This window comes from Acinetobacter sp. ANC 4470, from assembly GCF_002135335.1.
GTDB lineage: Bacteria > Pseudomonadota > Gammaproteobacteria > Pseudomonadales > Moraxellaceae > Acinetobacter.
The window spans coordinates 465550-490346 of record NZ_NEGC01000001.1 but is presented as its reverse complement, the minus strand read 5'-3'; the positions used below and the strand labels follow the sequence as shown (position 1 = coordinate 490346).

Below are 24797 nucleotides of genomic sequence, written 5' to 3'. Positions count from 1 at the left end.
TATTCTAGCAAAATTATGTAAGTTTTTTTGCAGGTTTTCTATGTCGGTTTATACCACTTTGACTTTACAGGAAGTTCAGACTTTTGCAGTGCCTTATGGATTAGAGGTTGTTGATCTGATTCCCATTCAGGGCGGTATTCAAAATACAAACTATTTTTTGGTTTGTAAAAATGCGAAGCAGTATGTACTGACTGTATTTGAAGAGATGGACGAGCAAGGTGCAGCGGAGTTGGTTCCTGTACTTGAGCACTTGGCTCAACATGGTTTGGCAGTGCCCGTACCTTTAAACTACGCGGGTAAAGCGATTCATAGCCTCAAAGACAAGCCTGCTCAAATTGCGCCGCGTATGATGGGTCAACACCCGATGCCATCTACTGTGGAACAGGCAGAAGCCATTGCAATTGCACAGGCGAAAATACATGTGGCTTTACAAGATTTTCCGCTTGAACGTACAGAATATCGTAATCATGATTATTGGTTACAAGTCGCTAAAGAATTGAAACCGACTTTAAATCCTGCGGATGCTATTTTATTAAGTGAAGTGCTTGGTTTGTATGATGCACTGACTGCTGTCTATCCAAATCGTCCTAAAGGTTTTATTCATTCCGATTTGTTCCGTGACAATACTTTGTTTGATGGTAATCAACTCAATGGTATTTTAGATTTTTACGAACTGAATAAAGATGAATTCTTGTTTGATATTGCCATTACTTTAAATGATTTCTGTACCGAATATCCTAAGGTTCATTTAAATGAAGTCAAAGCACAAGCTTTTTTGCATGCCTATGAAACTATTCGTCCATTAACGGATGATGAAAAAGCGTGTTTAGAAATTTATTTGGCGATGGCAGCAGCACGTTTCTGGTTGATGCGCTTACAAGTGGCACAAAAAAATATACAACAGGGACGAACTGGGGGCGATATTTTGCAGAAGAATCCGCAAGAGATGCGTAATATGCTTATAGAAAGACTTAAATTTGTTACTGCTTAAATAGGATGTGAAAATGCGTGATCAGGGGCGATTAGTCGAATGGTTCGATGACAAAGGCTATGGCTTTATTCAACCGAATGATGTTGCGAAAGATCGCGTATTCTTACATATTAAAGATTTTGCGCGTCAAGGACCACGGCCTATTGTGGGTTGTGCACTTGAATACAAAGTCTTACTGGATGGACAGGGACGTTTCCGTGCGCAACAAGCGACGTATCTTAAAGCATCACAAATGCAAGAAAAAATCACTAAACCCAAAAAAGAAAATGGGCAGCAACAACATAAACTAAAAGCGATGCAAATCGCTTGTATTGCTTATATTTTGGCACTGGCTGTTTTTACCATAGCTGGATTACTCAATGGAATGGTGTTGTTGTTTATTAGTATGATCAACGCCATGACTTATTGGATGTATGCACAAGATAAAGAAGCAGCGCTACAGGGTAATCGCCGTGTACCTGAACAAACTTTACATATTTTATCTTTTCTTGGCGGCTGGCCTACAGCTTGGCTGGCACAGGAAAAATTGCGACATAAAACAGAAAAACAACCGTTTAGAAAGATTTATTTTTGTACCATAGCCTTAAACATTCTTTTGATTCTATGGCTGATTTCTCCTTTAAACATACTGACATTTTAAAGGAAAACGATTACTTTAAAAGGTATAACAATGAATTATTCTATAGATCAAGATTCCAATCGCACGCTGACTTTAGTCCTCTATGTTCTTTATATTATTGCTATTTTTTCAGGTGGTTTATTGGCGATAATTGCCTTAATCATTAACTATGTTAAACGCAGTGATGTCCGTGGTTCTATTTTTGCAAGCCACTTTACTTGGCAAATTCGTACTTTTTGGTGGTATTTATTCTGGAATATTATCGCTTTTATTCCGTTCTTATTTTTGTTTTTTACTGGTGGAAATACCGATCTTTTTGCAGGTGTGGCACTTATTGCAACCACGTTCTGTATTTTAGTGGTTGGAATTTCTTGGGTCTGGATTGTCTATCGTGCCATTCGCGGCATTATTCGATTGAATGATAATCAAGCAATGTATCAGTAGTTTGATTTGAAAGTTTAAACAATAAAAAGAGTTCTATTTGAACTCTTTTTTATCACATATTTTATTTGGTTTTATTTAAAAACTTCGGTTTCCATTCGCTTAAAATTACACCTAAAACCACCAATAACCCACCCAATAAAGCAATTAAAGGCAAGCGTTCACCCGCAATCCGCCCAAAGAGTGCTGCCCAAACAGGTTCACCTGCATAAATAATAGCAGCTTGTGACGGTGCAACAGAACGCTGCGCCCAGTTCATGGTGAACTGGATAAGTGCACTGGCTAATCCTAATCCAACAGTGACCGCAACCAATATCCAAGAAAACTGAGGTAAATGATGTTCACCAGCTAAAGGCATTGATGTAAAAGCGAGTAATGATGCGACTGCAAGTTGAATAACGGTAACACGTTGAATATTCACCTTTCCTGCAAAATAACTGATCAGGATGATTTCTAGTGCAATGGCAATTGAGCCTAAAAGTGTCAGAATTTGTCCAAAGTTAAAAGAAATTTGATGAAAACCATTACCAGTTAAAAAGATTAGACCTACAAAAGCAAAAACTGTCCCTATCCAAGTCATGATATGGGGGCGTTTACGGAAAAGCATCCATAATAGAACAGGAACTAAAGGGACATAGAGTGCAGTTAAAAAAGCAGATTCACTACTACTGATGCTTTGTAAGCCGATGGTTTGAGTACCATAACCGAGGACAATGGTTAACCCAATTAAACTACCTGCATACAGATCTTGTTTGGTCATGCCTTTTAAATCAGACAGGGAGAGTAATCCGACAATGATGGTTGCCGCTAAAAATCGACAGCCGACAAAAAACATCGGAGAACTGAAATTTAGAGCATATTGCACCGTTAAAAATGTACCACCCCAAATGAGGGTTATTAGGATCAGGGCAATTTGTGGTGCTTTGGCTTTAAACCACGAGGAAGCGTTGGACATGTATACACAAAGTAGAAATTTATTGAAATAAAAAAGAGGTCCGAAGACCTCTTAAAAGGGGATCGCAATATTAAATTGACTGATCATCCCACAAGGATTGCGCTTCACGAAGATTCAACGTCCCTTCGTAAATTGCACGACCAGTAATTGCACCTAAAATGCCCGGTTGACCTTTTAAGTTGCGTACATCATCCAGATTGGTTACGCCACCAGATGCAATCACAGGTAAGCCTGAATACGTCGCTAAATTCACCGTTTGCTCAATGTTCACGCCTTGCATCATGCCATCACGCGCGATGTCAGTATAAACAATGCTCGATACGCCCGCATCAGCAAAACGTTTGGCTAAATCAGTTGCTTTTACATCGGTGATATTGGCCCAACCATCGGTTGCAACCATACCGTTCATGGCATCGATGCCAACAATAATATGGCCGGCAAATTTCTTACATGCTTCTTCAACAAATGCAGGATCTTGGACTGCTTTAGTGCCAATGATCACAAAAGATACACCAGCATCTAAATAGTGTTCAATGGTTTCAAGTGAGCGAATACCACCACCAATTTGGATTGGCAATTCAGGTTGCGCACGCGCAATCGCTTCAACCACGGGTTTGTGAATTGGCGTACCTGCGAAAGCACCGTTTAAATCGACCAAATGTAAGCGACGCGCGCCTTCATTGACCCAATGCTGTGCAGTTGCAACTGGATCATCAGAAAATACGGTATCGTCTTCCATACGACCTTGTTTTAAACGGACACATTTACCATCTTTCAGGTCAATTGCTGGAATGATCAGCATGCTTGCGCTCCTAGCCAAATCTTATAAAGAATGTATTGCGGCAATCTTAGCAAAATATTGCCAAATCTCTAAGCATCAGTTTCAGCTTTTATTGTGTTTGGCTGCATGCTTAATTTGAATAAATGACTGGGAATGTTTTGGGGCAATAGGTCCAAACGTAATAATTCTTCAAAAACCAGTATAGGCGCATAAGCATCGGCAGCCGCATATGCAATTTGATGTGGGGTCAATATTTTTCGTGCCCAGTTGGAGGTGCTTATTTTTTTACTTTTGGGAAAGTTAACCTGAAATAGAAGCGCCATAGCATTTTTCAGTCCCATTGGATTACTAAAGCCAAATACTGAAAAACATTTAGATAATTCAACCACGCTATGCAGTTCAATACCTTTTTTACGGAATAAATGAGCATCATTTTTTAAACCAAAGCCGACTTTCATTTGATTTTTATTTTCAAAAATAGGTTTTAGGAACTCAAGTATGGAGGGGCTAATTTGGAATAAATAGGCTTTATCGCGACTTGCCAACTGAATGAGGTGTGGTCCAGTTGAAACTTCACCTTTGTTAAAGGTCGGTTTCGATTCGGTGTCAAAACCGAAGAGGGCACAAGTTTTGAGTTCTTGTTCAATGGCATGGCATTGTTGCAGCGAGTGAATCACCTGAATCTGTTGTAATGGAAGATTTTGAAATACAGGTAGTTGCTGAATTTGTTCTTTGCTGGGGAGCGTTTGAAGTAGAAGATCTTCCATAAGGATTGATACAGCCATTTATTTTAAATTCAGCCTAAGCGCTTTTCAGCGATTAGGCAAAAATAAAGCTCATCATTGATTAGCTTTATTCAATATTTAACAGGATTAATCAGCTTGATGGGTGCTTTGTTCCATTTGCCCTAGATGAGCGCGCTGCATATAGTTTTGATAAGCGGGTATAGAAATAGCAGCGAATACGCCGATTGGGAAAATCAATACGTAAATCCAGCCTAAAACTTTTTCCCATGTTTGTGTAGTGCGAGGAGCACCATATTGATTGGTTCTGTCATCACCTTTAGCAAAAATCAAGTACAGCATAAAAATGATATTGACCGCGGGCACTAAGATTAGTAGAGATAACCATCCAGTGTGATTACGGTCATGCAGGCGGCGAATAGTAAAAACGAAACTAAAATATAACAGGGCAAGGTAGGCAATCCCGATGAGAGCAGCCGCAACCATTGACGAGCCTGTTAGGGTAGAAGAATCAGTAAATAAGTCGGGTGAAAAAGCCGCAATAAGGCCAATAATGCTCAGAACAGAAAAGCTCATTAGCATATTCCAGCCTAAGTAAGACAGGCGACTAAAACGTCCACCAGCTTTAAGGGCGGAATCTGTGGTTGGATTGAAACGAGTATTCATTTTTTATTTTCCATTAGCTGAATTATTATTTAAATATAATGCTTTATATGAATAGCATAACAACACAAATGCATAAAAATAGTCAAATCTATATCGGTAATTTACGGCAATAAAAAAGCCCAACCAGAGTTGAGCTTTCAAAATATTTAAAAATATTGGTCTAGATTTTCCATTCCACAAAATTTTTCAGTAATTGCAAACCTGCGGTATGACTTTTCTCTGGATGGAACTGAGTCGCAAACAAGTTTTCTTGATGAATTACAGTACAGAATTCTAGACCGTAATCACAAGTTGCTGCCACAAGATCTGCATTTTTCGGTTCAACATAGAAACTATGCACAAAGTAGAAACGTGCATCTTGCTCAATGTCTTTCCACATCGGATGACTTGGGTCTGCTTGATGTACTTGATTCCAGCCCATATGTGGCACTTTTAAACCTGCTACATTAGGGAAACGTTTTACTTCACCTTCAAAAATACCCAGTGCATCTGTACCGTCATTTTCTTCAGAGTGTTGCATTAATGCTTGCATACCGACACAAATCGCCAGCACAGGCTTATTAAATACGGCATGGCGTACCACGTCATCAATGCCTGCTTCATGCATGCCTTGTATGCAATCACGCATTGCACCGACACCGGGAAATACAATTTTATCGGCTTGGGCAATCAGTTTGGGATCATTGGTCACATCTACCGTTGCACCAACGTGTTCTAAGGCTTTGGCTGCAGAGTGTAAATTTCCCATGCCATAATCAAGAAGGGCAATACGGGTCATTACAACGTTCCTTTGGTTGAAGCAACTGTGTTTGCTGCACGTGGATCAATTTCACAGGCCATACGCAGTGCACGTGCAAAGGCTTTAAATACACATTCAATTTGGTGATGACTATTTTTACCTTTCAAGTTATCAATGTGCAATGTCATCAGCGCATGATTCACAAAGCCTTGAAAAAATTCAGAGAATAGATCAACATCAAAGGTACCAATACGTGCGCGAGTGAATGGAATATCCATCCATAAGCCGGGACGACCAGATAAATCGACTACGACACGACTTAAAGCTTCATCTAGTGGTGCATAAAAATGACCATAACGACGTAAGCCCTTTTTATCACCCAAGGCTTGTGCAAATGCTTGACCAAGCGTGATACCACAGTCTTCTACGGTGTGATGATCATCGATATCGAGATCACCATCACAGTGAATATCAATATCGAATAAGCCGTGTCGCTTGATTTGATCAATCATATGATCTAAAAATGGAACACCTGTATTGAGGGTGCCTTGACCCGTACCATCAAGATTCACACGAACTCGAATTTTGGTTTCGTTGGTGTTTCTTACCACTTCACTGATACGTTGCGTCATAGACACGTTCCTCAAAAACGTCAAAAATGATGATGTAAAATGTTTTTCGCGGTGACGAAATCACCGCATATTAGATTGCTCAGGAGGGTTAATCAATGCCTATTACCATACATGCTTATACTTCACTAGAAAATGACGAAGTGCGCAGCCAGCTTGAGCGACTGTATGACACCAGCCCAGAATTTAGTGATGGGCAGGATGCCATTGAACAACTAGAGCAAAACTTGGCTCAGTATACCTTAGTTTACACAGCAGAATTTAACACTAAAGTGATTGGGGCAATTTGGTGTACTGGACAAGGGGAGAGTAAGACCTTGGAAAATATAGTGGTTCATCCTGCCAACCGTGGGCGTGGTGTTGCGGAAAGGCTGGTGAGTGAAGTTTGCCGAATGGAAGAAGTAAAAGACGTTAAAGTTTTTGAACCTGGATGTGGTGCAATTCATCGCTGCTTGGCAAATTTAGAAAAGATTTAAGCTTGAGCCATAAAAAAAGCAGCGATTGAGCTGCTTTTTTTATGGCTCAAGCAAGGCAAATCGTTTAATCATGGGACAAGTTTTAAACAAAAAATAATCAAACAACTTATGATTTGCTGTAAAAATAAACGTTTGTTTTAAAAAGCGCAAAAGCGACTTGACTGAAAAACACTTAAACTGTTTAATACGCGGCATTGGCGTGATAGCTCAGTCGGTAGAGCAACGGATTGAAAATCCGTGTGTCCCCAGTTCGAACCTGGGTCTCGCCACCATATTCAAAATCTATTTAAAGATTTCAATCCCTGATCCTATCAGGGATTTTTTTTTGGGCAAAAAATATTCAATCAAACAAAAATGTAATGAATTATATTGACTAATGTCCTGAGATACGGCTTAATACACGGCATTGGCGTGATAGCTCAGTCGGTAGAGCAACGGATTGAAAATCCGTGTGTCCCCAGTTCGAACCTGGGTCTCGCCACCATATTCAAAAAAGCCTTAAACATTGTTTGGGGCTTTTTTATGCTTAAAATTGTTAGACAAGTTACATGATAGTTGGTTATATTTCTGAGTATAGTCATTTTATAAAAATTGATTTGAACATTAAAACAATGAAAGATCTCTTTTCTCAGCATAGTCTGCGCTATAAACAAGCCCGTCCAAATTATTCTATATCTATTCTAAAAGAAATTTTACAGCATGTGCCTGAGCGAACGTTCGCATGGGATTGTGGGGCAGGTTCTGGGCAATTTACCCAATTATTAGCACCATATTTTGATCATGTGGTGGCAACCGATATTAGCGATGCACAGTTACAACAAGCGCCTTATTTTGAAAATGTCAGCTATCAAGTGCAAGCGGCAGAGCAGACCAGTATTCCTGCACAATCTATAGATTTGGTTACCGTTGCTCAAGCCATTCATTGGTTTGATTTTGAGGCATTTTACACCGAAGTAAAACGCGTGCTTAAACCGCAAGGTGTGATGGCTGTGATTGGTTATGGCTTAATTCAGCTAAAAGATACTACCCTGAATAGTCTGGTTCAGCAGTTGTATTTTGAAACATTAAAGGACTATTGGGACAGTGAGCGCCGTTATATTGATGAGGGATATCAAACCATTCCATTTCCTTTTCAAGAACAGGCTGTGCCAACGCTCTCTTTGCAATATCAATGGACAGCGCAGCAATTGCTAAGTTATTTAAACACATGGTCAGCATTGAAACATTATCAAGAGCAGAATTCTGATGATCCACTTCAGCTGATTTCAAATACTTTAAATGCTGCACCCGAAAACTTAGATGTAACATTTCCTGTACTTCTGCGTATAGGAACGCTGAAAAAATAAAGCTTTAGTGTGTTATTTTATAGGTTAGTACTTATATTGTATTTTTAATATAAGATTATGATTTTTAGAGTTTTAATTGTAAATTTTTTCTATTTTTTGATGCAAAATTTGATCGCTTTAAAGAGGTAGAATGATATTATTTTTCATAAAATTCAGAATTTCTCCAAGACCATTGATCAGAGTACAGGTTATTTGCTAGATCGTTTATTGTACAATAATGGGTGTTGAAGGTTGTTTATTTACTTTTATTTTTTTGAGTAGAGCTGCCATGAGTCTCCTAAAATATGTATCTTTTGCTATTGTCATACTTGCTGTAAGTTCTCCTGTATCTGCTACTTTTGCTGATACAGTTGAATTACCTATGTTAAGAACATTGGCAGAACCTGAATTAAGAGCTGAAACTGGGATTATTCAATATCAAGAAGATCCTCAAGAAGTAAGAGCTTTACAGCATAAAGTCATGAAAATACAGTTGGATACCCAAAATTTTGAGGTTGATCCAGCAGTTGTGACCACGTTAGATCTTATGCCTGAGGGGGTAGCAATGCCAGATTTAAACGGCTTACCATTGGGATTGCAGCAATATGTTTTAACCATTGCAAGAGGCTTACAATCTCCTGATCCCCGAGAAGGTTTGTATATTATGCTCGCGCCCTTTGGCATAGACCGTAATGCAACCAATGTACAAATTAGCCGAGAGCAATTTTCACTGGGTACAATTGAGCGCCAATTAGGAAAATGATGAAATCAGCATGTAACAAAAAACGATAACGATGCCAAATAGAGCAGTTCGCTCGTTTGAATATGAAGATAGAAACATAAATATTTTGTAGAAATAAAAAAGGATGCTTATAAATAGCATCCTTTTTTATATAAAGTATTGATGAATACTTTAATTTTAAGCTGAAATTACGCAGCTTTCTTTTTAAACCAAGAGAAGAATGATTTTTTCTCTTCAGTTTTTACAGCTGCAACTTTTTCTTCAGCTTGAGCAACTTGTTCGGTCACAGCTTCTTTTACTTCTGTAGTTTCAGCAGTAACGCTGTCTTTTACTTCAGTTACTTTCGCTACAGTAGCATCTTTTATTTCAGTAGTTTTTTCTACCACAGCATCTTTTGCTTCAATTGCTTTAGCAACAGTCGCGTCTTTAGCCGCTACAGTTTTAACTACAGCAGCATCTTTTACTTCAGTTGTTTTAGCAACAGTTGCATCTTTCACTTCAGTCGCTTGGTTTGCAACAGCAACAGTTGTAGCTTTAACTTGGTCTTTTGCCATAGTTAAAGTTTGAACCGCATCTGCTTTAACAGTGGTAAGTTTTGTAGCTGGAATAGCTTCTACAGTTGTAGTCGCCATAGCTGATGTAGTACCTGCAACTAAAGTGATTGCGATCGCAGTTTTAATAGCATTCATGTTGAATATCCATTAGAAAGTAAAAGAATTTTTTGTAGCGGTTATATTAGCCTGATATAAGTTATTTTTATGATTTTTAATGAATTATAGTTATTTATTTGTGTGAATATTCCACTAAAATTACAGAGTTATAACACAATGTTTCGAAGTGGTTACATTTCATGATCTAAAGAAGAAAATAACATTTTTTATGCTATTCAGATTTAAAATTTATGACAAGCAATTTATTTTTTCCTAAAAAAATCCTCAAAAAGTGAGGATTTTTCCAAAATATTTAAGCATTCAACATGTTTGATCATATCTAAAATATTCTGCCCTAAATTTAATTAATCAAAAATTTTTTCAGCAGCTTGGAAAGGTAAAGAAATAACATCAATTGCGACTGCAAATGGCAGTAAAACCAATTTTTCTAAGGGATTCATTTTTGAACTTGATTTATAACTTTCTTGAGTATTGGTATAGATCGTTACTTGATAAGGTTTACTTAACGCTTTGAGCGAAGCAATATTATTCGCAACAGGATAGACCACGCCTGCTAATTTTAAATTAAAGCAAAAACGTTGAGCATTCATGCGTCTATCACTTGAAGTTGAACATTCTTCAGCCCCATTGGTGATAAAAAATGCTAAATCCTTTTTGCTAATATCTTCTTGTAGCTTTACATAAGATAAAGGCAAAATTCCTGAAAAATGACCATCATTTTTTTCAGAGAAAAATTGCAGCTCTTTGGTCATTTGGATATTGCTGGGATCAAGTTTACTGATTAAGTTGACAAACTGTGCGCCACCTTGAGTCAAAATATAGCTATTTTTTTGTCCAGCAATCACTAAACTATTTTGCGGTAAATTGGCTGTTGTTTGAGCAGGTTTGCCAAAGGCAACCACAGTGTCTTCAACTAGGGTAACTTTGCTAGTTCTGGTATAGGTTTGCGTGTCTTTGGTGATAAGGGTTTTGGTTGCACAACCTGTGAGTATTGTTCCAATCATTCCTAAACTGATTATTGTTTTTACTGGTAATGAAAACATCTATTTACTCCTAATGATTTGAAATTTATGCAAACTGAATTTTTAATTGTCCTTAAGCCTAACATTAAAACGTTCAAAAAGGCGTCAAAATGAAAAAGTTTGAAGAGATGGGGTAGAGCGGTTTTTATGAATAGCTAGATAGTATTGAGAATAGGATTGAAAATTGGCATCTTATTTTTTATGGATGATAAATATATGGAATAGTTGTGTGTTGAGCTGATCCATAAATTAAACGGCAATATTTGTTTTGTTGCATACAGATTCGATATTTCAATACGTTGAGTGAATGGATTTCAATCCGAGCATGAACTGACTATGATCATGAAATCGCTTCAATGAAAAATATGCATTGGGCAACGCAAAGTGGGAAATTAGCTTATGCAAGAATTGATTTGTTATAAAGAACTTCCTGTGTGGACAGCCCAGACCATTCCACAAGGGTTTAAAAATCAACACAATACCAAAGCGGGCACTTGGGCAAAGTTAAAGATTTATCAAGGTGAATTGAGGTTTGCTTTTTTAGATGAGGCAGGTGTTGTGCAATCTGAGTTGATCTTTACTGCTGAGCAACAACCGCCTTTTATTGCGCCTCAAGCATGGCACAAAATTGTTTCAACCAGTGATGACATTGAATGTCAGCTGCAATTTTACTGTACGCCACAAGATTATTTTTATAAGAAATATCAACTTGCACCCACGCACTCAGAAATTTTGGCTGCTACGCCATATTTGCAAGGTGGTCGTGCTTTAGATGTGGGCTGCGGGCAGGGGCGTAATGCGCTGTATTTAAGTCAGTTGAGTCAGCATAGCTTTGAGGTGGATGCTTGGGATGTCAATCCTAGTAGTTTGCAAAAGTTGCAGCAGATTATTGATGCCGAAGGCATTCAAAAGATTCATATACAACAGCGGGATTTAAATGCTGACCAAAGCATTACAGGCAGTTATGATTTTATTTGCTGTACTGTGGTGATGATGTTTTTGGAAGCTAAAACGGTGAAACCTCTGATTGCTCAGATGCAACAAGCAACTGGAGTAAATGGTTTTAACTTGATTGTCTGTGCGATGGATACGTCAGATATAGCCGTGCAGGCTGACTTTCCTTTTGCGTTTAAAGCAGGGGCGTTAAGTGCTCTTTACGAGGGCTGGAACATTGTGAAATACAATGAAAATGTAGGTGAGTTACATCGGGTGGATGCAGAGGGCAATCGGATTAAACAACATTTTGCGACGTTGTTGGCACAAAAATTAGAGTTAAGTTCAACTGATGCGAAATAGAAGACTCAGTTAATGATAAAGTGAGTAAGTAGAATAGATGATTTGCATATTCTACTACTCGCTATATTTCATTTAGCTGAAAGTTTTTATACTGCTTTAAATGGTGATATTGCTATTAATTTGTTGTAGTTTCAAATAACGGATTTAAAATTGCATCAGCTTGTACAGTATGGTTTTTAGCAGAAAAAATTCTGCCCTTAAGCATGTCATATTTATTCCATACAAATCCTTGTTTATCTAAATCCAAAAGGCGTACAGAATAATGCTGACCTTCTTTGGGTAAATATGCTGTCACTAATCCTGCACCTGCTCCCATTGTTGCAAGTGTTACGCCTACACTTAACGCGCCAAACGCGAATTTTGAGCCTACTGAAGCATCTAGTCCATCTAGTGATGCAACAAAAATGTAATTAGATTGTGACCAATCTTTTAATGTATTAATCATCGCATCATCTAATTTCGGGCTTGCTAGATTCGCCTTTTTATTTTGAGCATTTGCTAAGTTAACTTCATCTGACTTAGCAATGAATTGATTTAATGCCAAAACGGCTGCACGTTGTTCTGCAGTCATATTGGGATTGCCAAAATTTAGAAGAGGATATGTGTTGATTGATGCTCGTTTTGTATTTGGGGTTGCTTGAAATTCATATTTTTTGAGTTGATCTTCAGACATTGCCCCGCAAATGAATGGAGCAGCTGTTTCACTTACTTTTACACCGTGTTGGTTTAATTGCTGTGTAAGTGTTTGAATAAACTTTTCACTTGTGAGCTGGGATGGTTCGTTCAGTACTAAATCTTTACCAAGCTCATTGGTAAGCAAACATGAGTTGACTAAAATTGCAACGGGTTTTACTTGAATCTCAGACTGTGTTTGATTTAAATGTTGACGCGCTTCAGGGGAGATTTTTGTGGTTGCACAACCAGTAAATGCCAAACTAGCAATAAGGGGTAATACCATTTTTTTCATAAGTGCTCTGATTTGATTTTGATGAATTTGCTGGAGCATTATGCATAAATAATATTAAACTTTAATAAAATTTTACTTTAAATGAATATATTTCAGCATCTTAATTTTAAAAAAAGATAAAAAAACCCCCGCAATAAGCGGGGTTCTTTTTATCTCAGTATTTAACTAAATATTAAACACGTTCGATAATAGTCGCGATACCTTGACCAAGACCGATACACATGGTCGCAAGACCAATTTGTGTATCTTGCTGTTCCATTACGTTAAGCAATGTCGTGGTGATACGTGCACCAGAACAACCCAATGGGTGACCAAGTGCAATTGCGCCACCATTTAAGTTGATCAGGTCTTGTTTGTCATAAATGCCTAAGCCTTTCATCACAGACAAGCCTTGTGCAGCAAATGCTTCATTCAATTCAAATGTTTGAATGTCGCTAATGCTCAAACCAGCGCGTTTAAGTGCTTTTTGCGTTGCTGGTACTGGACCATAACCCATGATCGCAGCATCACAGCCTGCAACCGCCATAGAGCGAATCACAGCACGTGGCTTAAGACCTAATGCTTGAGCACGTTCAGCAGACATCAGCAACATTGCAGAAGCACCATCAGACAAAGCTGATGAAGTTGCCGCAGTTACTGTGCCGCCTTTCGGATCAAATACAGGACGTAACGATTTGAATGACTCAAGGTTAGCATCTGGACGAATCACTTCGTCGATGTCGCATAGGATTTTGAAGCCATTTTGGTCATGACCTTCCACACCTACGATTTCATTTTTGAAACGACCTTCTTGCGTAGCAGCCCAAGCACGGCGGTGTGATTCAACACCAAATGCATCTTGTTCTTCACGACCAATGCCATTCATGCGACCTAACATTTCAGCGGTTAAGCCCATCATGTTCGATGCTTTCGCGTAATGCTTAGATGCTTCAGGATTGAGGTCGATACCATGCATCATATTGACGTGACCCATATGCTCTACACCACCGATGATAAACACATCACCTTGGTTAGTCGCAATTTGAGCCGCAGCAGTATGAATAGACTGCATAGATGAACCACAAAGACGGTTAACAGTTTGACCTGCAACAGTTTTTGGTAAGTCAGCCAATAACGCAATGTTACGACCAATGTTCATACCTTGTTCTAAAGTTTGGTTTACACAACCCCAGATCAAGTCTTCAACTTCGTTTACATCAAACTGGTTACGAGCAACTAAAGCACGAACCAATTCAGCAGATAAGCTGTCAGCACGTACATTGCGGAACATACCGTTTTTGGTTTTACCCATTGCTGAACGTACGCCATCAACGATGACAACGTCACGCGGATTTAAAGTAGCCATTCACGTTGCTCCTTAACCGTAGAATTTTTTGTTGTTAGCAGTCATGTCACGCAACATTTGTGGCGCTTCATATGCTTTACCTAAGTGTGCATATTTGTCGCAAAGTGCTACGTATTCAGCTACACCCGTTTGGTCGATGTAACGACATGGACCACCACGGAATGGAGGGAAACCAACACCCATGATCATTGCCATATCCGCTTCAGAAGCAGTCGCAACGATGTTGTCTTCTAGGCAACGAACGGTTTCGTTACAGAAAGTTAGCATCATGCGATCAATGATTTCTTGAGCATCAAACTCATGTTTTTCAGTGGTCGCCATAGATGCAACAAGCTCATATGCTGTTGGATCAATGGTTTTTGCTTTCTTGCCTTTACGATCAAGCTCGTATTTGTAGAAACCAACGTCATTCTTTTGACCTAGACGTTTCGCTTCGTACATTAACTCAATCGCACCTTTGAAGTCTGGCTTCATGCGGTCAGGGAAACCTTCAGCCATCACTTCTGCGCCGTGAACGCCTGTATCAATACCGACAACATCGATAAGATAAGCAGGGCCCATTGGCCAGCCGAATTTTTCCATGACTTTGTCGACTTGTTGGAAGTCAGCACCATCTTTAAGAAGAAGGTCAAATGCGCCAAAGTAAGGGAACAATACACGGTTTACAAGGAAGCCCGGGCAGTCATTGACAACGATAGGTGTTTTACCCATTTTCTGCGCAAGAACCACAGTGGTCGCGATCGCTTCATCAGAAGTCTTCTCACCACGGATCACTTCAACCAAAGGCATCATGTGAACTGGATTAAAGAAGTGCATACCAACAAAGTTTTCAGGACGTTGTAGTGATTCAGCCAAACGTGTGATTGAAATTGTAGAGGTATTTGATGCAATGATGGTATTTTCACGAACTGATTTTTCAGTGTCCGCAAGTACCGCAGCTTTAATCTTAGGATTTTCAGTTACCGCTTCAATCACGATATCTACTTCTTTAAACTCATCTAAGCTTAAAGTTGGACGGATACGTGCAAGGGTTTCACCCATTTTTGCAGCAGTCATTTTTTTGCGTTCAACTTGTTTGGTCAACAATTTGTTCGCTTCAGACATACCGAGTGCAAGTTGTGGATTACCAATATCTTTCATGATGATTGGTGTGCCTTTGCTTGCCGCTTGGTAAGCAATACCGCCACCCATGATACCCGCGCCCAATACAGCCGCTAGGTTTACAGGATGCGCACCTTTCTCATGTTTTTTCGAGGTTTTTTTCACAATTTGGTCATTGATGAATAAACCAATCAATGCGCCTGCTTGTGGTGTTACCGCAGCTTTAGCGAAACCTTCAGCTTCAATTTTTAATGCTTCGTTACGTGGAAGGCTTGCACCTGCTTGTAAAGAATCCAATAATAATTTTGGCGCTGGGTATTGAGCTGGGTTTGCTTTTGCAAGCACCATACCTTTAGAAGAGTTAAACGCCATCATTTGTTCGATTGGGCTTAATTTCACAGGATCAAGTTTTTCTTGACGTTTTGCTTTCCAGTCTACGCGACCAGTAAGTGCTTGTTTAACCAAGTCAATTGCAGCATCTTTAAGTTTGTCAGCAGCAACCACCGCATCAACAGCACCATCTTTAATAGCAGCAGCAGCTTTTTTAGGATTAGCCATCGCCATCCATTCAACTGCATTGTCGATACCAATGACACGGCTTAAACGCACCGTACCACCAAAACCAGGGAAAATCCCAAGTTTAATTTCAGGTAAGCCGACTTGTGCTTGCTCAGACATGACACGGTAGTCACAGACTAAGCACATCTCAAAACCACCGCCCAATGCCATACCATTGATTGCAGCAACTTTAGGAATGTCTAAATCTTCAAAGCTGTTGAAAATTTCGTGAACAGGCATTGCCCAATCCACAATTGCTTTTTCGCCCTGAGCAAAGTTTTCACCAAACTCAGTGATGTCTGCACCAACGATGAATGTTGATTTACCGCTGGTCACGATTAAACCTTTAATGTCGCTATTTGCTTTTACAGCATCAATAGCGGCTTTAAAATCTTCAATAGTTGCACGGTTAAATTTGTTGACCGACTCACCTTGTAAGTCAAAGCGGAATTCTGCAATTCCGTCCGAAAGCATTTGGACGGTAATGGCATTGCCAGCGTGGATCATGCCTGATCTCCTTTATTTTGGAGGACTTTTAAGTTGATGTTTTGAAGTATGTACGCAGTTTTTGCATACATTGAACTTCGCTAATCTTACGATAACTATATCTAAAAAGAACATAACAAGTTGTATCAAGCCGTGACGCAAGGGTCATCAATTTTTCTTTAACAAACCTGTGTGGTAGATGGCTTTATTTTTACTTTGCTTTGTAAAAATATGATGAACTTTTTGTTTAAATTAAGATTTTTTAATAATTTCGTGACTATTTATATCGGGTATAAGTCTTGAATTACAAGTTTTTTATTTGCTTGTTTTGGTCAGAAAAGTCAATTGATAGAAAAGTGAGTCATGCTTTTGTAAATAAAATAACTCGCATGACAAAGATTGAACGTTTTATTTTAGGCGTTTGCTTCACTTTTTAAGATCAATTTGACTGAAATTTAAAATTGATTCAGGAAATGGTGTGATCAATAAGCGTTGCAGATCACCCAATAAAGTCGGTCATTTAATTTTTTATAGCTTCACAGCTTGTTTTTAGCAAAGAATTTCATTAATAATCCTGATAAATAAGATGAAGTTAAGCCATAAGATGAAAAATATAAGTGCTGTATTGCTATCGACATTATTTTTAACCGCTTGTGGCGGTGGGGGATCGGGGGATTCATCAGGAGTCGTTGAGCAGTCTGCGACTAAAACTTTTTATAGTTATGAGGTTCAAGCAGATGTTGATGTAACTCATTTGAATCAAAAAAAATATCACATTGATCAAATGAATCATTTATCTATTCACTATAGTGAAAAACCACTTTATCAAACGGAAGCCATTCGGAATTTTTTGATTGAAGATGCAATATCTACTATTTCGCCGCCTCAAAAAGCAGATGGTAGTTATTGGATAGGTGAAAATAGCAGTTTTAATGATACGACTTTAGCTTATCAACCCAGTAATTTGGCATCCAGTCATCCATTAAAGTTCACCTATCAATTGAAAAAAATTGGTTTATCGGGGTTTTATATGACTGATTATGTAAAATATTTACTGCGTCAGGCGAAGAGTACACCGAATGTCAGTGATGCAACTTTACAACATTTGCATCGCTTGATTGATTCTGGAAATACAGCCACATTTAAATCGGATGCCGTGTGTTGGCAAAAGTTGGCAGTGCTGAGTAATCAGGATTATATGGATTTTAATCCGAACTCTTTAAGTCATTATAGCGGGACAGTGGTCAACCAAGGAGTGTGGAATAATATTCCTTGGAAACAATATGAACCTTTCATTGCAGATCCTACAAAGTATGCAACGTTTAGCTATGAAAATCGAGATTATGGAGCCATCTATCATACTCAAAATGAAACATTAGTGATGACTGCCGATGGCTCATTACAATGTGATTTTTTGAATGAAAGTGCATTGAATAGCATCAATAAAACATTTGATTTGTGATCATCCTTTGAAAATAGCGATAAATAAGCCATTTTTGCAACAGTAGACTTGAAAATTGCAGGATCAGTCTTACATCATGAAAGATCATTTAAATTAAAAAGTCTACCGTGAACGAAAATGCACGTGCAAATATAGAAAAAATTTTAGCCAATATGACGACTTTGCCCGGTGTTTATCGCATGCTCGGCAAAGACGGTGAGTTACTATATGTCGGTAAAGCCAAGAATCTAAAAAATCGCGTGTCGACCTACTTTGTAAAGACCATCGAACATCCTAAAACACAGGCGTTGGTGGCACGTATTTATAATATTGAAACGCTGATTGTTCGTTCGGAAACTGAAGCCTTATTGCTTGAACAAAACCTAATTAAATTACATCGTCCACCTTATAACATTATGTTGCGCGATGATAAATCCTACGTTTATATTTTTATCTCCAGTGATAAACCTTATCCCAGAATTGCCAGTGGACGCGGTAAGGGCAAACATCAACAAGGTAAATTTTTTGGACCGTATCCAAGTGCCTATAATGCCCGCGATACTTTGTTGGTGTTACAAAAACTTTTTAACGTGCGCCAATGTGAAAATAGCTATTTTTCGCAGCGTAAACGTCCATGTTTACAATATCAAATTAAACGCTGTACTGCGCCGTGTGTAGGTTTAATTTCGGCTGAAGACTATCAAGAAGATGTCCAAAATTCGATACGTTTTTTACAGGGCGATACTAAAGAACTCAATCAAGAACTGATTACTAAAATGGAAGCTGCGGCAGATGCTTTGGAGTTTGAAAAAGCGGTATTTTATCGTGATCGTATGGCATTGCTACGTGATGTACAGTCGCAACAAGCGATTTATAAAGTCAAAGGGGAAGCCGATATTTTGGCGATCGCTTATCACGCAGGGGTAACTTGTGTACAAATTATGCATGTACGCAACGGTAAAATGTTGGGGGGAAAAAGTTATTTCCCTGATATGTTGGGTGATGATTTAGGGCAAATGTTGTCTGATTTTATGGCGAACTTTTATTTTCAGGTGGCCGATGAAGTTCCCAATGAGTTGATTATTAATGCAGAATTGCCAAACAGCAAAGAATTAGAACAAGCACTGCAACAAGAATTCTCCAAGAAAATACAGATTAAGCATAAGGTGCGAGAAACCCGTGCTGAGTGGCTTGAGCTGGCCAATATGAATGTTCAGCATGCCATCAAAGGACAACTGGCTAACCATTTTGAATTGAATGAACGTTTTCATCAACTTGAGCAAGTGGTGGGGCGACCGATTGACCGAATAGAATGTTTTGATATTTCGCATACCATGGGTGAAGCCACCATTGCTTCTTGTGTCGTGTTCGATGCAGGCGGTGCACGTAAACGTGATTATCGTCAATTTTCCATTGAGGATATTACTGGTGGCGATGACTATGCAGCCATGCGCCAAGCACTGACGCGTCGTTATAAAAAAGCCATGTTACCCGATTTACTTTTGATTGATGGCGGTAAAGGTCAATTGCACATGGCGATGCAAGTCATGCAAGAACTTGGATTAGATGCGTTTATGCTGGGTGTCTCCAAAGGTGAAGGGCGTAAACCGGGGTTGGAAACACTACATTTTACCGATGGTACAAAAATTCAATTACCCGAAGACCATAAAGCACTGCATTTGATTCAACAGGTGCGGGATGAAGCGCATCGTTTTGCCATCACCAAACACCGCGCTAAACGTGATAAAAAACGCGGTGGTTCAGTCTTAGAAGTTATTCCAAGATTAGGGCCAAAACGTCGCCGTGATTTATTGACCCATTTTGGCGGTATTCAAGGTGTGCTGAAAGCTTCAGAAAAAGAACTCATGCTGGTATCGGGACTGGGTGAAGTCATGGCCAGAACCATTTATAAAATTCTGCATGAAGCTCTTTAGGGCAGATTGGCAAAAATGCTCACTGACGCATGAGTCATTGATCATTCACAGCAATACAAAATCAGTGAAAGATAGCGTAAAGCAAAAACAATAGAGGATGAAGGATGTCATTACGCCAATTATTCACAGAAATTGAACAGGATGAATGGGTCAATATTCCGCAGGGTTGGCTACAAGGACGCACCATTTATGGTGGTTTAGTTGCAGGGATGATGATGCAAAAGGCTTTGGTGACCATAGCCGATCCAGCAAAACGCTTACTCAGTACCAGTGTCACTTTTGTCGGCCCAGTGCAAGAAAGTAAAGTGCGACTCACGGCTGAAATTTTAAGGCAAGGCAAGTCAGTCACCACCATTGAAGTGCGTTTATGGCAAGATGATGCGGTACAAAGTATTTTAATTGCCAGTTTTGGTATGCAGCGCGAATCGAGCATTCAGGTACACCAAGAACGTATTGCTCCAGATTATCCGAACCCTGAAAGTTTAGCTAAACTTCCTCAGCATGCCGCGATGCCGCAGTGCTATCAGCAATTTGATGTGTGTTGGGCTGAAGGTAATTATCCGTGTACCGCCAGTGCGAAACCTGACTTTGGTGGCTGGTTCCGTTTTAACCCAGCTCAGCATGAAAATGATGAACTAACAGTTGCAGCGTTGATGACCTTACTGGATATTTGGCCACCGGGTGTATTGCCGATGTTTCAAACGCTGTCACCTGCCAGTTCGCTGACATGGCATGTGACGTATGTGCATCCTGTACAGCATCAATTGTATGATTGGTTTAAATATAAAGTATTTACTGACTATGCCACAGAAGGTTACTCCACAGAATATGCACATCTGTGGGATGCTGAAAATAGACTGATTGCAATTTCTAGGCAGACAGTTACCGTGTTTGCCTAGTGACACTTTATAGCAATTCGTATAAAGTGAGTCTGAATTAACGATGAATCCATTCTCAGAATATGTGTGATTTTTCATCGTACATAAAGGGGAAAATTGGCGGTGTCTATGACTACAGGTCGAATCCTGAATATTCCAAATATCTTGACTTTGGCGCGTATAGCTTTAATACCCGTTTTTTTGTTGGTGGCATATTGGCCACCTACAATCGGTGTCGCTGAGCAAGACAGTAACATGACTCGTCACATGATTTTAACGGCTATTTTTGTGATTGCTGCTATAACGGATTGGTTCGACGGTTATTTGGCGCGTTCACTCAATCAAACATCCGCATTTGGTCGTTTTCTTGACCCTGTGGCAGATAAACTTATGGTCGCAGCTGCACTGATTGTTTTGGTGCAATGGCAACCCAGTATGTCGATGGCATTTGCCGCGATTGTGATTATTTCACGTGAAATTACGGTTTCTGCTTTACGTGAATGGATGGCAGAGCTCGGTGCGCGTACCAGTGTTGCAGTATCAACTGTGGGTAAATATAAAACGGCTTTTCAGATGATTGCAATTTCAGTGTTCTTGTTGAATTGGCAACCGCTTGAAACTTTAGCTTATCTGCTACTGTATACCGCTGTAATTCTAACATTATGGTCAATGTTTATTTATTTAAAAGCCGCGTGGCCTTATCTAAAACAGCCTTAAGTTAAGCTTGAAGAATTCAGTTAAAACGCCTATGTCAGGGCGTTTTTTTTCACCTCAATTTATTGCTTTTAAAATAAAGGTAGCCGTGTTAGACAAAAAAAATCCTAGATTTTGGGGGAAACCTAGGATTGAAATTGAAAATACTTATATTTTTATAAGATGTTTAACCATCTTCTTGGAATTGATTATAGGAGAATAAATCTCTGGAATCATGTAACTTATTGTATTGAAATGTATCGTTTTATTGGAGATGTGATTTTGCTTTGTAGCGCTTTTTAAAGAGCAAAAAAAGCCCCATTAAAATGGAGCTTTTTTATTCAAAGCGATATGAGCATTGCTTTTCAGTCTTGGCTTCTAGGCACTTTGCGAATCAAAATCAATGCACTGCCTTATTTTTCGGCAGTCCAACCTTCGGCTTTTTCAACAGACTCATCATTGCTCAAGAATTTTTCACGTTGTTCTTCTAAAAACTTCTTCGCATCTGCTTCAAACACATTTAAACGTTTTTCATTAATCAACGTCGTTTGGTGTTTTAGCCATTCTTGCCAAGCTTGTTTAGATACAGTTTCAAAAAATTCTTGACCCTTTGCACCCGGAAAAGGTGCAAAGTCTAAGCCTTCCATTTCTGTTTGATATTTACGGCAAAAAACCTGTCGAGACATCTCTCATTCTTCCTTAAGCGTAAAGTTTTTCTAAGCGGGTGTAAGCACGTACGATTGCTGCTTCAACTTGAGCAGGTGCAGTACCCCCAATATGGTTACGTGCATTCACAGATGCTTCAAGCGTCAGTGCTTTTTCAAAGACATCTTCAGAAATTAAGTCTGAGAATTGTTGTAATTGCTCAAGTGTAAGTTCAGATAAATCTTTAGCTTCAGCCACACCCAGTGCGACCGCTTTACCGACAATTTCATGGGCATCACGGAATGCCACGCCATTTTTAACCAAATAGTCAGCAAGATCCGTTGCGGTTGAGAAGCCACGCAGTGCAGCTTCGCGCATAATTTTAATGTTAGGTACAAGCGCAGGAATCATGTCTGCAAATGCCATCAGTGAACCACGAACGGTATCAATCGCATCAAACAGGGGTTCTTTATCTTCTTGATTGTCTTTGTTATAAGCCAACGGTTGACCTTTCATCAGGGTCAAAAGACTCATTAAGTCGCCATACACACGACCCGTTTTACCACGAATGAGTTCCGGAACATCAGGATTTTTCTTCTGCGGCATAATGGAAGAGCCAGTACAGAAACGGTCAGGAATGTTGACAAATTTGAACTGCGCTGAAGTCCAAAGAATCATTTCTTCCGACATACGCGACAAGTGCATCATGATCAGTGATGCAGCAGCGTTGAATTCAATGCCGAAGTCACGATCAGATACAGCATCCAGTGAGTTTTCACATACATCTTCAAAACCCAATAGTTCCGCAGTATAAGCACGGTCAATCGGATAGGTTGTCCCTGCAAGTGCAGCAGAACCTAATGGCAAGCGATTGACACGTTTACGACAGTCAATCAAGCGCTCGCTGTCACGTACTAACATTTCAAACCATGCCATTAAGTGGTGACCAAAAGTCACAGGCTGTGCCGTTTGTAAATGTGTGAAGCCTGGCATAATAGTTTGGGTATTTTTAGCCGCTAAGCCCAAAATGCCTTTTTGTAATTTTTCCAGTAATTTTAAAATCGCGTCAATTTCGTCACGTACATATAAACGAATATCGGTTGCGACTTGGTCGTTACGGCTACGACCGGTATGTAATTTCTTGCCTGTGATCCCAATACGTTGAGTCAGACGAGACTCAATGTTCATGTGCACATCTTCTAGGTCAATGCGCCATTCAAAGTTACCTGCTTCAATGTCCGCTTGAATTGCCATTAAGCCGGTGATGATGTCGTCACGTTCTTGCTCAGTTAGCACGCCAACTTTTGCGAGCATGGTTGCATGTGCAATAGAACCTGCAATATCTTGTTTATAAAAGCGTTGGTCAAATTGTACAGATGCTGTAAATTCAGCAACAAAAGCGTCAGTGGCTTCAGAGAAACGACCGCCCCACATACCCGAAGTTTGGGTTTGTGACGGATTTGAGGAATTAGAAGATGTGGTCATGTCGGCTCAATAAGATAAAAAGCATTAGAACTAAGAACAGTATAACAAATTCAGGTTCACTTGCCGAAGGACAAGACGACCAAACTTTTGCTCATACACAGGGAAATAAGACATATGCTTATTTTTTTACGAAAATCGGGCGTTGGCAACATTTAATCGAATTATTTATTGCCAGTAATATTTTAGCGATGATTTTAGCTTTAGCAGAAGCGCAATCATGGGGCGCTTTAAGTGTAGACCGATTGCTGCAATATATGTTGTTTATCAATTGGGTTTTACTGTGTTTTGTTGCATTGATTGAACGATTTCAACAAAAATTTCAGCCCTTAAGTTTTGCACAAGCGTTATGTGCCGGTTTTATTCTTTTACAAATTATTTTGTTGCTGACCACTGTGGCACTCAATGGCTTGATCTATTTCGGACAAAATTTTCACTTCCATCATTTAACGGCAGATATTTTACTTGATGGTGTGATGTTGCATCTGGGGTATGGGATACTGATTGGAACATTTTGTTTTCGCTATTTATATTTACGAGAGCAATGGGCACGGCAACAAAATAGTGAGCTCAATGCACGTATTCAAGCCATGCAAGCCCGTATTCATCCACATTTCCTGTTTAATAGTTTAAATAGTGTGATTAGTTTAATTAGCATTGACCCCGATAAAGCTGAACAAATGTTATTGAATTTATCGCGGTTATTTCGTGCAAGTTTTCAAGAACTTAAGTTGGTTCGATTAAAAGATGAGATTGAGCTTTGTCAGCGTTATTTAGCTATTGAACAGATTCGATTGGGTGATAGACTGCAAGTAGAATGGAAATGTGATGATGAAGCTCTCTTTTCTTGCATACAAATTCCGTTATTAACTTTACAACCTTTAGTTGAAAATAGTATTTTTCATGGAGTTGAAAAATTTTTAACAAAGAGTACGATAAGTATATTGATCGAAATATTGCAAAATCAAGTCAATATAGTCATTACTAATCCTTATACACAGGATAAAATAACATTACGACAAGGACATGGAATTGCAGTTGATAATGTAAAACAACGTCTACAAGCTTATTATGGACGCGGTGTGGTTTTTCAGACATATGCAGGGAAGGGGATATTTACCACAGTTGTGCAATATCGATATAAATAAGAAAGCATAGTTAACCTATAAAA

At 39.2% G+C, this 24797-nt stretch carries 25 protein-coding genes and 2 tRNA genes; 14 read left to right on the top strand and 13 right to left on the bottom strand.

The window, feature by feature from the left end:
- The first annotated feature begins 40 nt into the window (after positions 1-40).
- Genes B9T25_RS02285 through B9T25_RS02275 form a run of 3 tightly spaced genes read left to right on the top strand, consistent with a single transcriptional unit; the run spans position 41 to position 2054 of the window.
- Entirely contained in the window at positions 41-991 is a 951-nt protein-coding gene (locus B9T25_RS02285; protein WP_086186853.1) for a homoserine kinase, read from the top strand.
- Positions 992-1004: 13 nt separating this feature from the next.
- Positions 1005-1631: a DUF1294 domain-containing protein gene (locus tag B9T25_RS02280; protein WP_086186852.1), complete on the top strand. Its 627-nt coding sequence runs from the start codon at positions 1005-1007 to the stop codon at positions 1629-1631.
- Between the two features lie 30 nt (positions 1632-1661).
- Complete coding sequence (locus tag B9T25_RS02275; RefSeq protein WP_086186851.1) at positions 1662-2054, top strand: DUF4870 family protein; 393 nt, start codon at positions 1662-1664, stop codon at positions 2052-2054.
- Between the two features lie 61 nt (positions 2055-2115).
- On the opposite strand, the gene B9T25_RS02270 is transcribed toward B9T25_RS02275, so the two are convergent.
- The 6 genes from B9T25_RS02270 to hisB form a co-directional block, all read right to left on the bottom strand.
- Positions 2116-3006, bottom strand: coding sequence for a DMT family transporter (locus B9T25_RS02270; RefSeq protein WP_086186850.1), 891 nt, complete (start codon positions 3004-3006; stop codon positions 2116-2118).
- A gap of 70 nt (positions 3007-3076) precedes the next feature.
- Positions 3077-3808 (bottom strand): 1-(5-phosphoribosyl)-5-[(5-phosphoribosylamino)methylideneamino]imidazole-4-carboxamide isomerase, encoded by a 732-nt coding sequence (gene hisA / locus B9T25_RS02265; protein WP_086186849.1) that lies wholly within the window; start codon positions 3806-3808, stop codon positions 3077-3079.
- Positions 3809-3876: 68 nt separating this feature from the next.
- Positions 3877-4554: a 3'-5' exonuclease gene (locus B9T25_RS02260; RefSeq protein WP_086186848.1), complete on the bottom strand. Its 678-nt coding sequence runs from the start codon at positions 4552-4554 to the stop codon at positions 3877-3879.
- Positions 4555-4659: 105 nt separating this feature from the next.
- Positions 4660-5196 carry a DUF805 domain-containing protein gene (locus tag B9T25_RS02255; protein WP_086186847.1) on the bottom strand — a complete coding sequence of 179 codons (537 nt, stop codon included), beginning with the start codon at positions 5194-5196 and terminating at the stop codon, positions 4660-4662.
- A gap of 160 nt (positions 5197-5356) precedes the next feature.
- Positions 5357-5974, bottom strand: a complete 618-nt coding sequence (gene hisH / locus B9T25_RS02250) for an imidazole glycerol phosphate synthase subunit HisH (RefSeq protein WP_086186846.1) — start codon at positions 5972-5974, stop codon at positions 5357-5359.
- Positions 5974-6567, bottom strand: a complete 594-nt coding sequence (gene hisB, locus B9T25_RS02245) for an imidazoleglycerol-phosphate dehydratase HisB (protein ID WP_086186845.1) — start codon at positions 6565-6567, stop codon at positions 5974-5976. Before hisB ends, hisH begins: the two co-directional genes overlap by 1 nt.
- A 95-nt stretch (positions 6568-6662) precedes the next feature.
- On the opposite strand from hisB, the gene B9T25_RS02240 reads away from it, so the two are divergent.
- The 5 genes from B9T25_RS02240 to B9T25_RS02220 all read left to right on the top strand — a co-directional run bounded on the left by B9T25_RS02240 (position 6663) and on the right by B9T25_RS02220 (position 9128).
- Positions 6663-7040 (top strand): GNAT family N-acetyltransferase, encoded by a 378-nt coding sequence (locus B9T25_RS02240; protein WP_086186844.1) that lies wholly within the window; start codon positions 6663-6665, stop codon positions 7038-7040.
- Between the two features lie 196 nt (positions 7041-7236).
- Positions 7237-7312, top strand: a tRNA-Phe gene (locus B9T25_RS02235).
- A 136-nt stretch (positions 7313-7448) separates the two neighbouring features.
- Positions 7449-7524, top strand: a tRNA-Phe gene (locus tag B9T25_RS02230).
- 127 nt (positions 7525-7651) lie between these two features.
- A complete protein-coding gene (locus B9T25_RS02225; RefSeq protein ID WP_086187029.1) occupies positions 7652-8386 on the top strand; it encodes a class I SAM-dependent methyltransferase in 735 nt (244 codons plus the stop codon).
- Between the two features lie 268 nt (positions 8387-8654).
- Positions 8655-9128, top strand: coding sequence for a hypothetical protein (locus B9T25_RS02220; protein ID WP_086187028.1), 474 nt, complete (start codon positions 8655-8657; stop codon positions 9126-9128).
- A gap of 167 nt (positions 9129-9295) precedes the next feature.
- Here B9T25_RS02220 and B9T25_RS02215 read toward each other — a convergent pair whose 3' ends face one another.
- Together B9T25_RS02215 and B9T25_RS02210 are read right to left on the bottom strand one after the other, a co-directional pair.
- Positions 9296-9796 carry a hypothetical protein gene (locus B9T25_RS02215; protein ID WP_086186843.1) on the bottom strand — a complete coding sequence of 167 codons (501 nt, stop codon included), beginning with the start codon at positions 9794-9796 and terminating at the stop codon, positions 9296-9298.
- A gap of 326 nt (positions 9797-10122) precedes the next feature.
- The gene (locus B9T25_RS02210; RefSeq protein ID WP_086186842.1) at positions 10123-10821 is read right to left on the bottom strand and encodes a hypothetical protein; all 699 of its coding nucleotides are present in this window, start codon (positions 10819-10821) and stop codon (positions 10123-10125) included.
- A gap of 378 nt (positions 10822-11199) precedes the next feature.
- On the opposite strand from B9T25_RS02210, the gene tehB reads away from it, so the two are divergent.
- A complete protein-coding gene (tehB, locus tag B9T25_RS02205) occupies positions 11200-12096 on the top strand; it encodes an SAM-dependent methyltransferase TehB (protein WP_086186841.1) in 897 nt (298 codons plus the stop codon).
- A 115-nt stretch (positions 12097-12211) separates the two neighbouring features.
- Here tehB and B9T25_RS02200 read toward each other — a convergent pair whose 3' ends face one another.
- From B9T25_RS02200 to fadB, 3 genes are all read right to left on the bottom strand, one after another.
- Positions 12212-13063 carry a hypothetical protein gene (locus tag B9T25_RS02200; RefSeq protein WP_086187027.1) on the bottom strand — a complete coding sequence of 284 codons (852 nt, stop codon included), beginning with the start codon at positions 13061-13063 and terminating at the stop codon, positions 12212-12214.
- Between the two features lie 172 nt (positions 13064-13235).
- Entirely contained in the window at positions 13236-14408 is a 1173-nt protein-coding gene (gene fadA, locus B9T25_RS02195; protein ID WP_086186840.1) for an acetyl-CoA C-acyltransferase FadA, read from the bottom strand.
- A gap of 12 nt (positions 14409-14420) precedes the next feature.
- On the bottom strand, positions 14421-16574 hold the full coding sequence (gene fadB / locus B9T25_RS02190) for a fatty acid oxidation complex subunit alpha FadB (protein ID WP_086186839.1): 2154 nt from the start codon (positions 16572-16574) through the stop codon (positions 14421-14423).
- Between the two features lie 583 nt (positions 16575-17157).
- Here fadB and B9T25_RS02185 point away from each other — a divergent pair.
- The 4 genes from B9T25_RS02185 (at position 17158) to pgsA (ending at position 21523) form a co-directional block, all read left to right on the top strand.
- Positions 17158-18015, top strand: a complete 858-nt coding sequence (locus B9T25_RS02185) for a hypothetical protein (protein WP_086186838.1) — start codon at positions 17158-17160, stop codon at positions 18013-18015.
- A gap of 107 nt (positions 18016-18122) precedes the next feature.
- A complete protein-coding gene (uvrC, locus tag B9T25_RS02180) occupies positions 18123-19928 on the top strand; it encodes an excinuclease ABC subunit UvrC (RefSeq protein WP_086186837.1) in 1806 nt (601 codons plus the stop codon).
- A gap of 104 nt (positions 19929-20032) precedes the next feature.
- Entirely contained in the window at positions 20033-20827 is a 795-nt protein-coding gene (locus B9T25_RS02175; protein ID WP_086186836.1) for a thioesterase family protein, read from the top strand.
- Between the two features lie 108 nt (positions 20828-20935).
- On the top strand, positions 20936-21523 hold the full coding sequence (gene pgsA, locus B9T25_RS02170; RefSeq protein WP_086186835.1) for a CDP-diacylglycerol--glycerol-3-phosphate 3-phosphatidyltransferase: 588 nt from the start codon (positions 20936-20938) through the stop codon (positions 21521-21523).
- Between the two features lie 389 nt (positions 21524-21912).
- Here the strand turns inward: pgsA and B9T25_RS02165 are convergent, their stop codons facing one another.
- Together B9T25_RS02165 and argH are read right to left on the bottom strand one after the other, a co-directional pair.
- On the bottom strand, positions 21913-22185 hold the full coding sequence (locus B9T25_RS02165) for an oxidative damage protection protein (RefSeq protein ID WP_086186834.1): 273 nt from the start codon (positions 22183-22185) through the stop codon (positions 21913-21915).
- A gap of 13 nt (positions 22186-22198) precedes the next feature.
- Positions 22199-23629 carry an argininosuccinate lyase gene (argH, locus tag B9T25_RS02160; RefSeq protein WP_086186833.1) on the bottom strand — a complete coding sequence of 477 codons (1431 nt, stop codon included), beginning with the start codon at positions 23627-23629 and terminating at the stop codon, positions 22199-22201.
- On the opposite strand from argH, the gene B9T25_RS02155 reads away from it, so the two are divergent.
- Positions 23620-24774, top strand: a complete 1155-nt coding sequence (locus B9T25_RS02155; protein WP_086186832.1) for a sensor histidine kinase — start codon at positions 23620-23622, stop codon at positions 24772-24774. The two genes, argH and B9T25_RS02155, sit on opposite strands and share 10 nt — an antisense overlap.
- Positions 24775-24797: the final 23 nt, after the last annotated feature.

Excerpts from the sequence above, each read along its gene's own strand:
- B9T25_RS02285 (WP_086186853.1), top strand. The coding sequence starts at position 41 with ATGTCGGTTTATACCACTTTGACTTTACAGGAAGTTCAGACTTTTGCA.
- B9T25_RS02280 (WP_086186852.1), top strand. The coding sequence starts at position 1,005 with ATGCGTGATCAGGGGCGATTAGTCGAATGGTTCGATGACAAAGGCTAT.
- B9T25_RS02275 (WP_086186851.1), top strand. The coding sequence starts at position 1,662 with ATGAATTATTCTATAGATCAAGATTCCAATCGCACGCTGACTTTAGTC.
- B9T25_RS02270 (WP_086186850.1), bottom strand. The coding sequence starts at position 3,006 with ATGTCCAACGCTTCCTCGTGGTTTAAAGCCAAAGCACCACAAATTGCC.
- hisA (WP_086186849.1), bottom strand. The coding sequence starts at position 3,808 with ATGCTGATCATTCCAGCAATTGACCTGAAAGATGGTAAATGTGTCCGT.
- B9T25_RS02260 (WP_086186848.1), bottom strand. The coding sequence starts at position 4,554 with ATGGAAGATCTTCTACTTCAAACGCTCCCCAGCAAAGAACAAATTCAG.
- B9T25_RS02255 (WP_086186847.1), bottom strand. The coding sequence starts at position 5,196 with ATGAATACTCGTTTCAATCCAACCACAGATTCCGCCCTTAAAGCTGGT.
- hisH (WP_086186846.1), bottom strand. The coding sequence starts at position 5,974 with ATGACCCGTATTGCCCTTCTTGATTATGGCATGGGAAATTTACACTCT.
- hisB (WP_086186845.1), bottom strand. The coding sequence starts at position 6,567 with ATGACGCAACGTATCAGTGAAGTGGTAAGAAACACCAACGAAACCAAA.
- B9T25_RS02240 (WP_086186844.1), top strand. The coding sequence starts at position 6,663 with ATGCCTATTACCATACATGCTTATACTTCACTAGAAAATGACGAAGTG.
- B9T25_RS02225 (WP_086187029.1), top strand. The coding sequence starts at position 7,652 with ATGAAAGATCTCTTTTCTCAGCATAGTCTGCGCTATAAACAAGCCCGT.
- B9T25_RS02220 (WP_086187028.1), top strand. The coding sequence starts at position 8,655 with ATGAGTCTCCTAAAATATGTATCTTTTGCTATTGTCATACTTGCTGTA.
- B9T25_RS02215 (WP_086186843.1), bottom strand. The coding sequence starts at position 9,796 with ATGAATGCTATTAAAACTGCGATCGCAATCACTTTAGTTGCAGGTACT.
- B9T25_RS02210 (WP_086186842.1), bottom strand. The coding sequence starts at position 10,821 with ATGTTTTCATTACCAGTAAAAACAATAATCAGTTTAGGAATGATTGGA.
- tehB (WP_086186841.1), top strand. The coding sequence starts at position 11,200 with ATGCAAGAATTGATTTGTTATAAAGAACTTCCTGTGTGGACAGCCCAG.
- B9T25_RS02200 (WP_086187027.1), bottom strand. The coding sequence starts at position 13,063 with ATGAAAAAAATGGTATTACCCCTTATTGCTAGTTTGGCATTTACTGGT.
- fadA (WP_086186840.1), bottom strand. The coding sequence starts at position 14,408 with ATGGCTACTTTAAATCCGCGTGACGTTGTCATCGTTGATGGCGTACGT.
- fadB (WP_086186839.1), bottom strand. The coding sequence starts at position 16,574 with ATGATCCACGCTGGCAATGCCATTACCGTCCAAATGCTTTCGGACGGA.
- B9T25_RS02185 (WP_086186838.1), top strand. The coding sequence starts at position 17,158 with ATGAAAAATATAAGTGCTGTATTGCTATCGACATTATTTTTAACCGCT.
- B9T25_RS02175 (WP_086186836.1), top strand. The coding sequence starts at position 20,033 with ATGTCATTACGCCAATTATTCACAGAAATTGAACAGGATGAATGGGTC.
- pgsA (WP_086186835.1), top strand. The coding sequence starts at position 20,936 with ATGACTACAGGTCGAATCCTGAATATTCCAAATATCTTGACTTTGGCG.
- B9T25_RS02165 (WP_086186834.1), bottom strand. The coding sequence starts at position 22,185 with ATGTCTCGACAGGTTTTTTGCCGTAAATATCAAACAGAAATGGAAGGC.
- B9T25_RS02155 (WP_086186832.1), top strand. The coding sequence starts at position 23,620 with ATGTGGTCATGTCGGCTCAATAAGATAAAAAGCATTAGAACTAAGAAC.
- argH (WP_086186833.1), bottom strand. The coding sequence starts at position 23,629 with ATGACCACATCTTCTAATTCCTCAAATCCGTCACAAACCCAAACTTCG.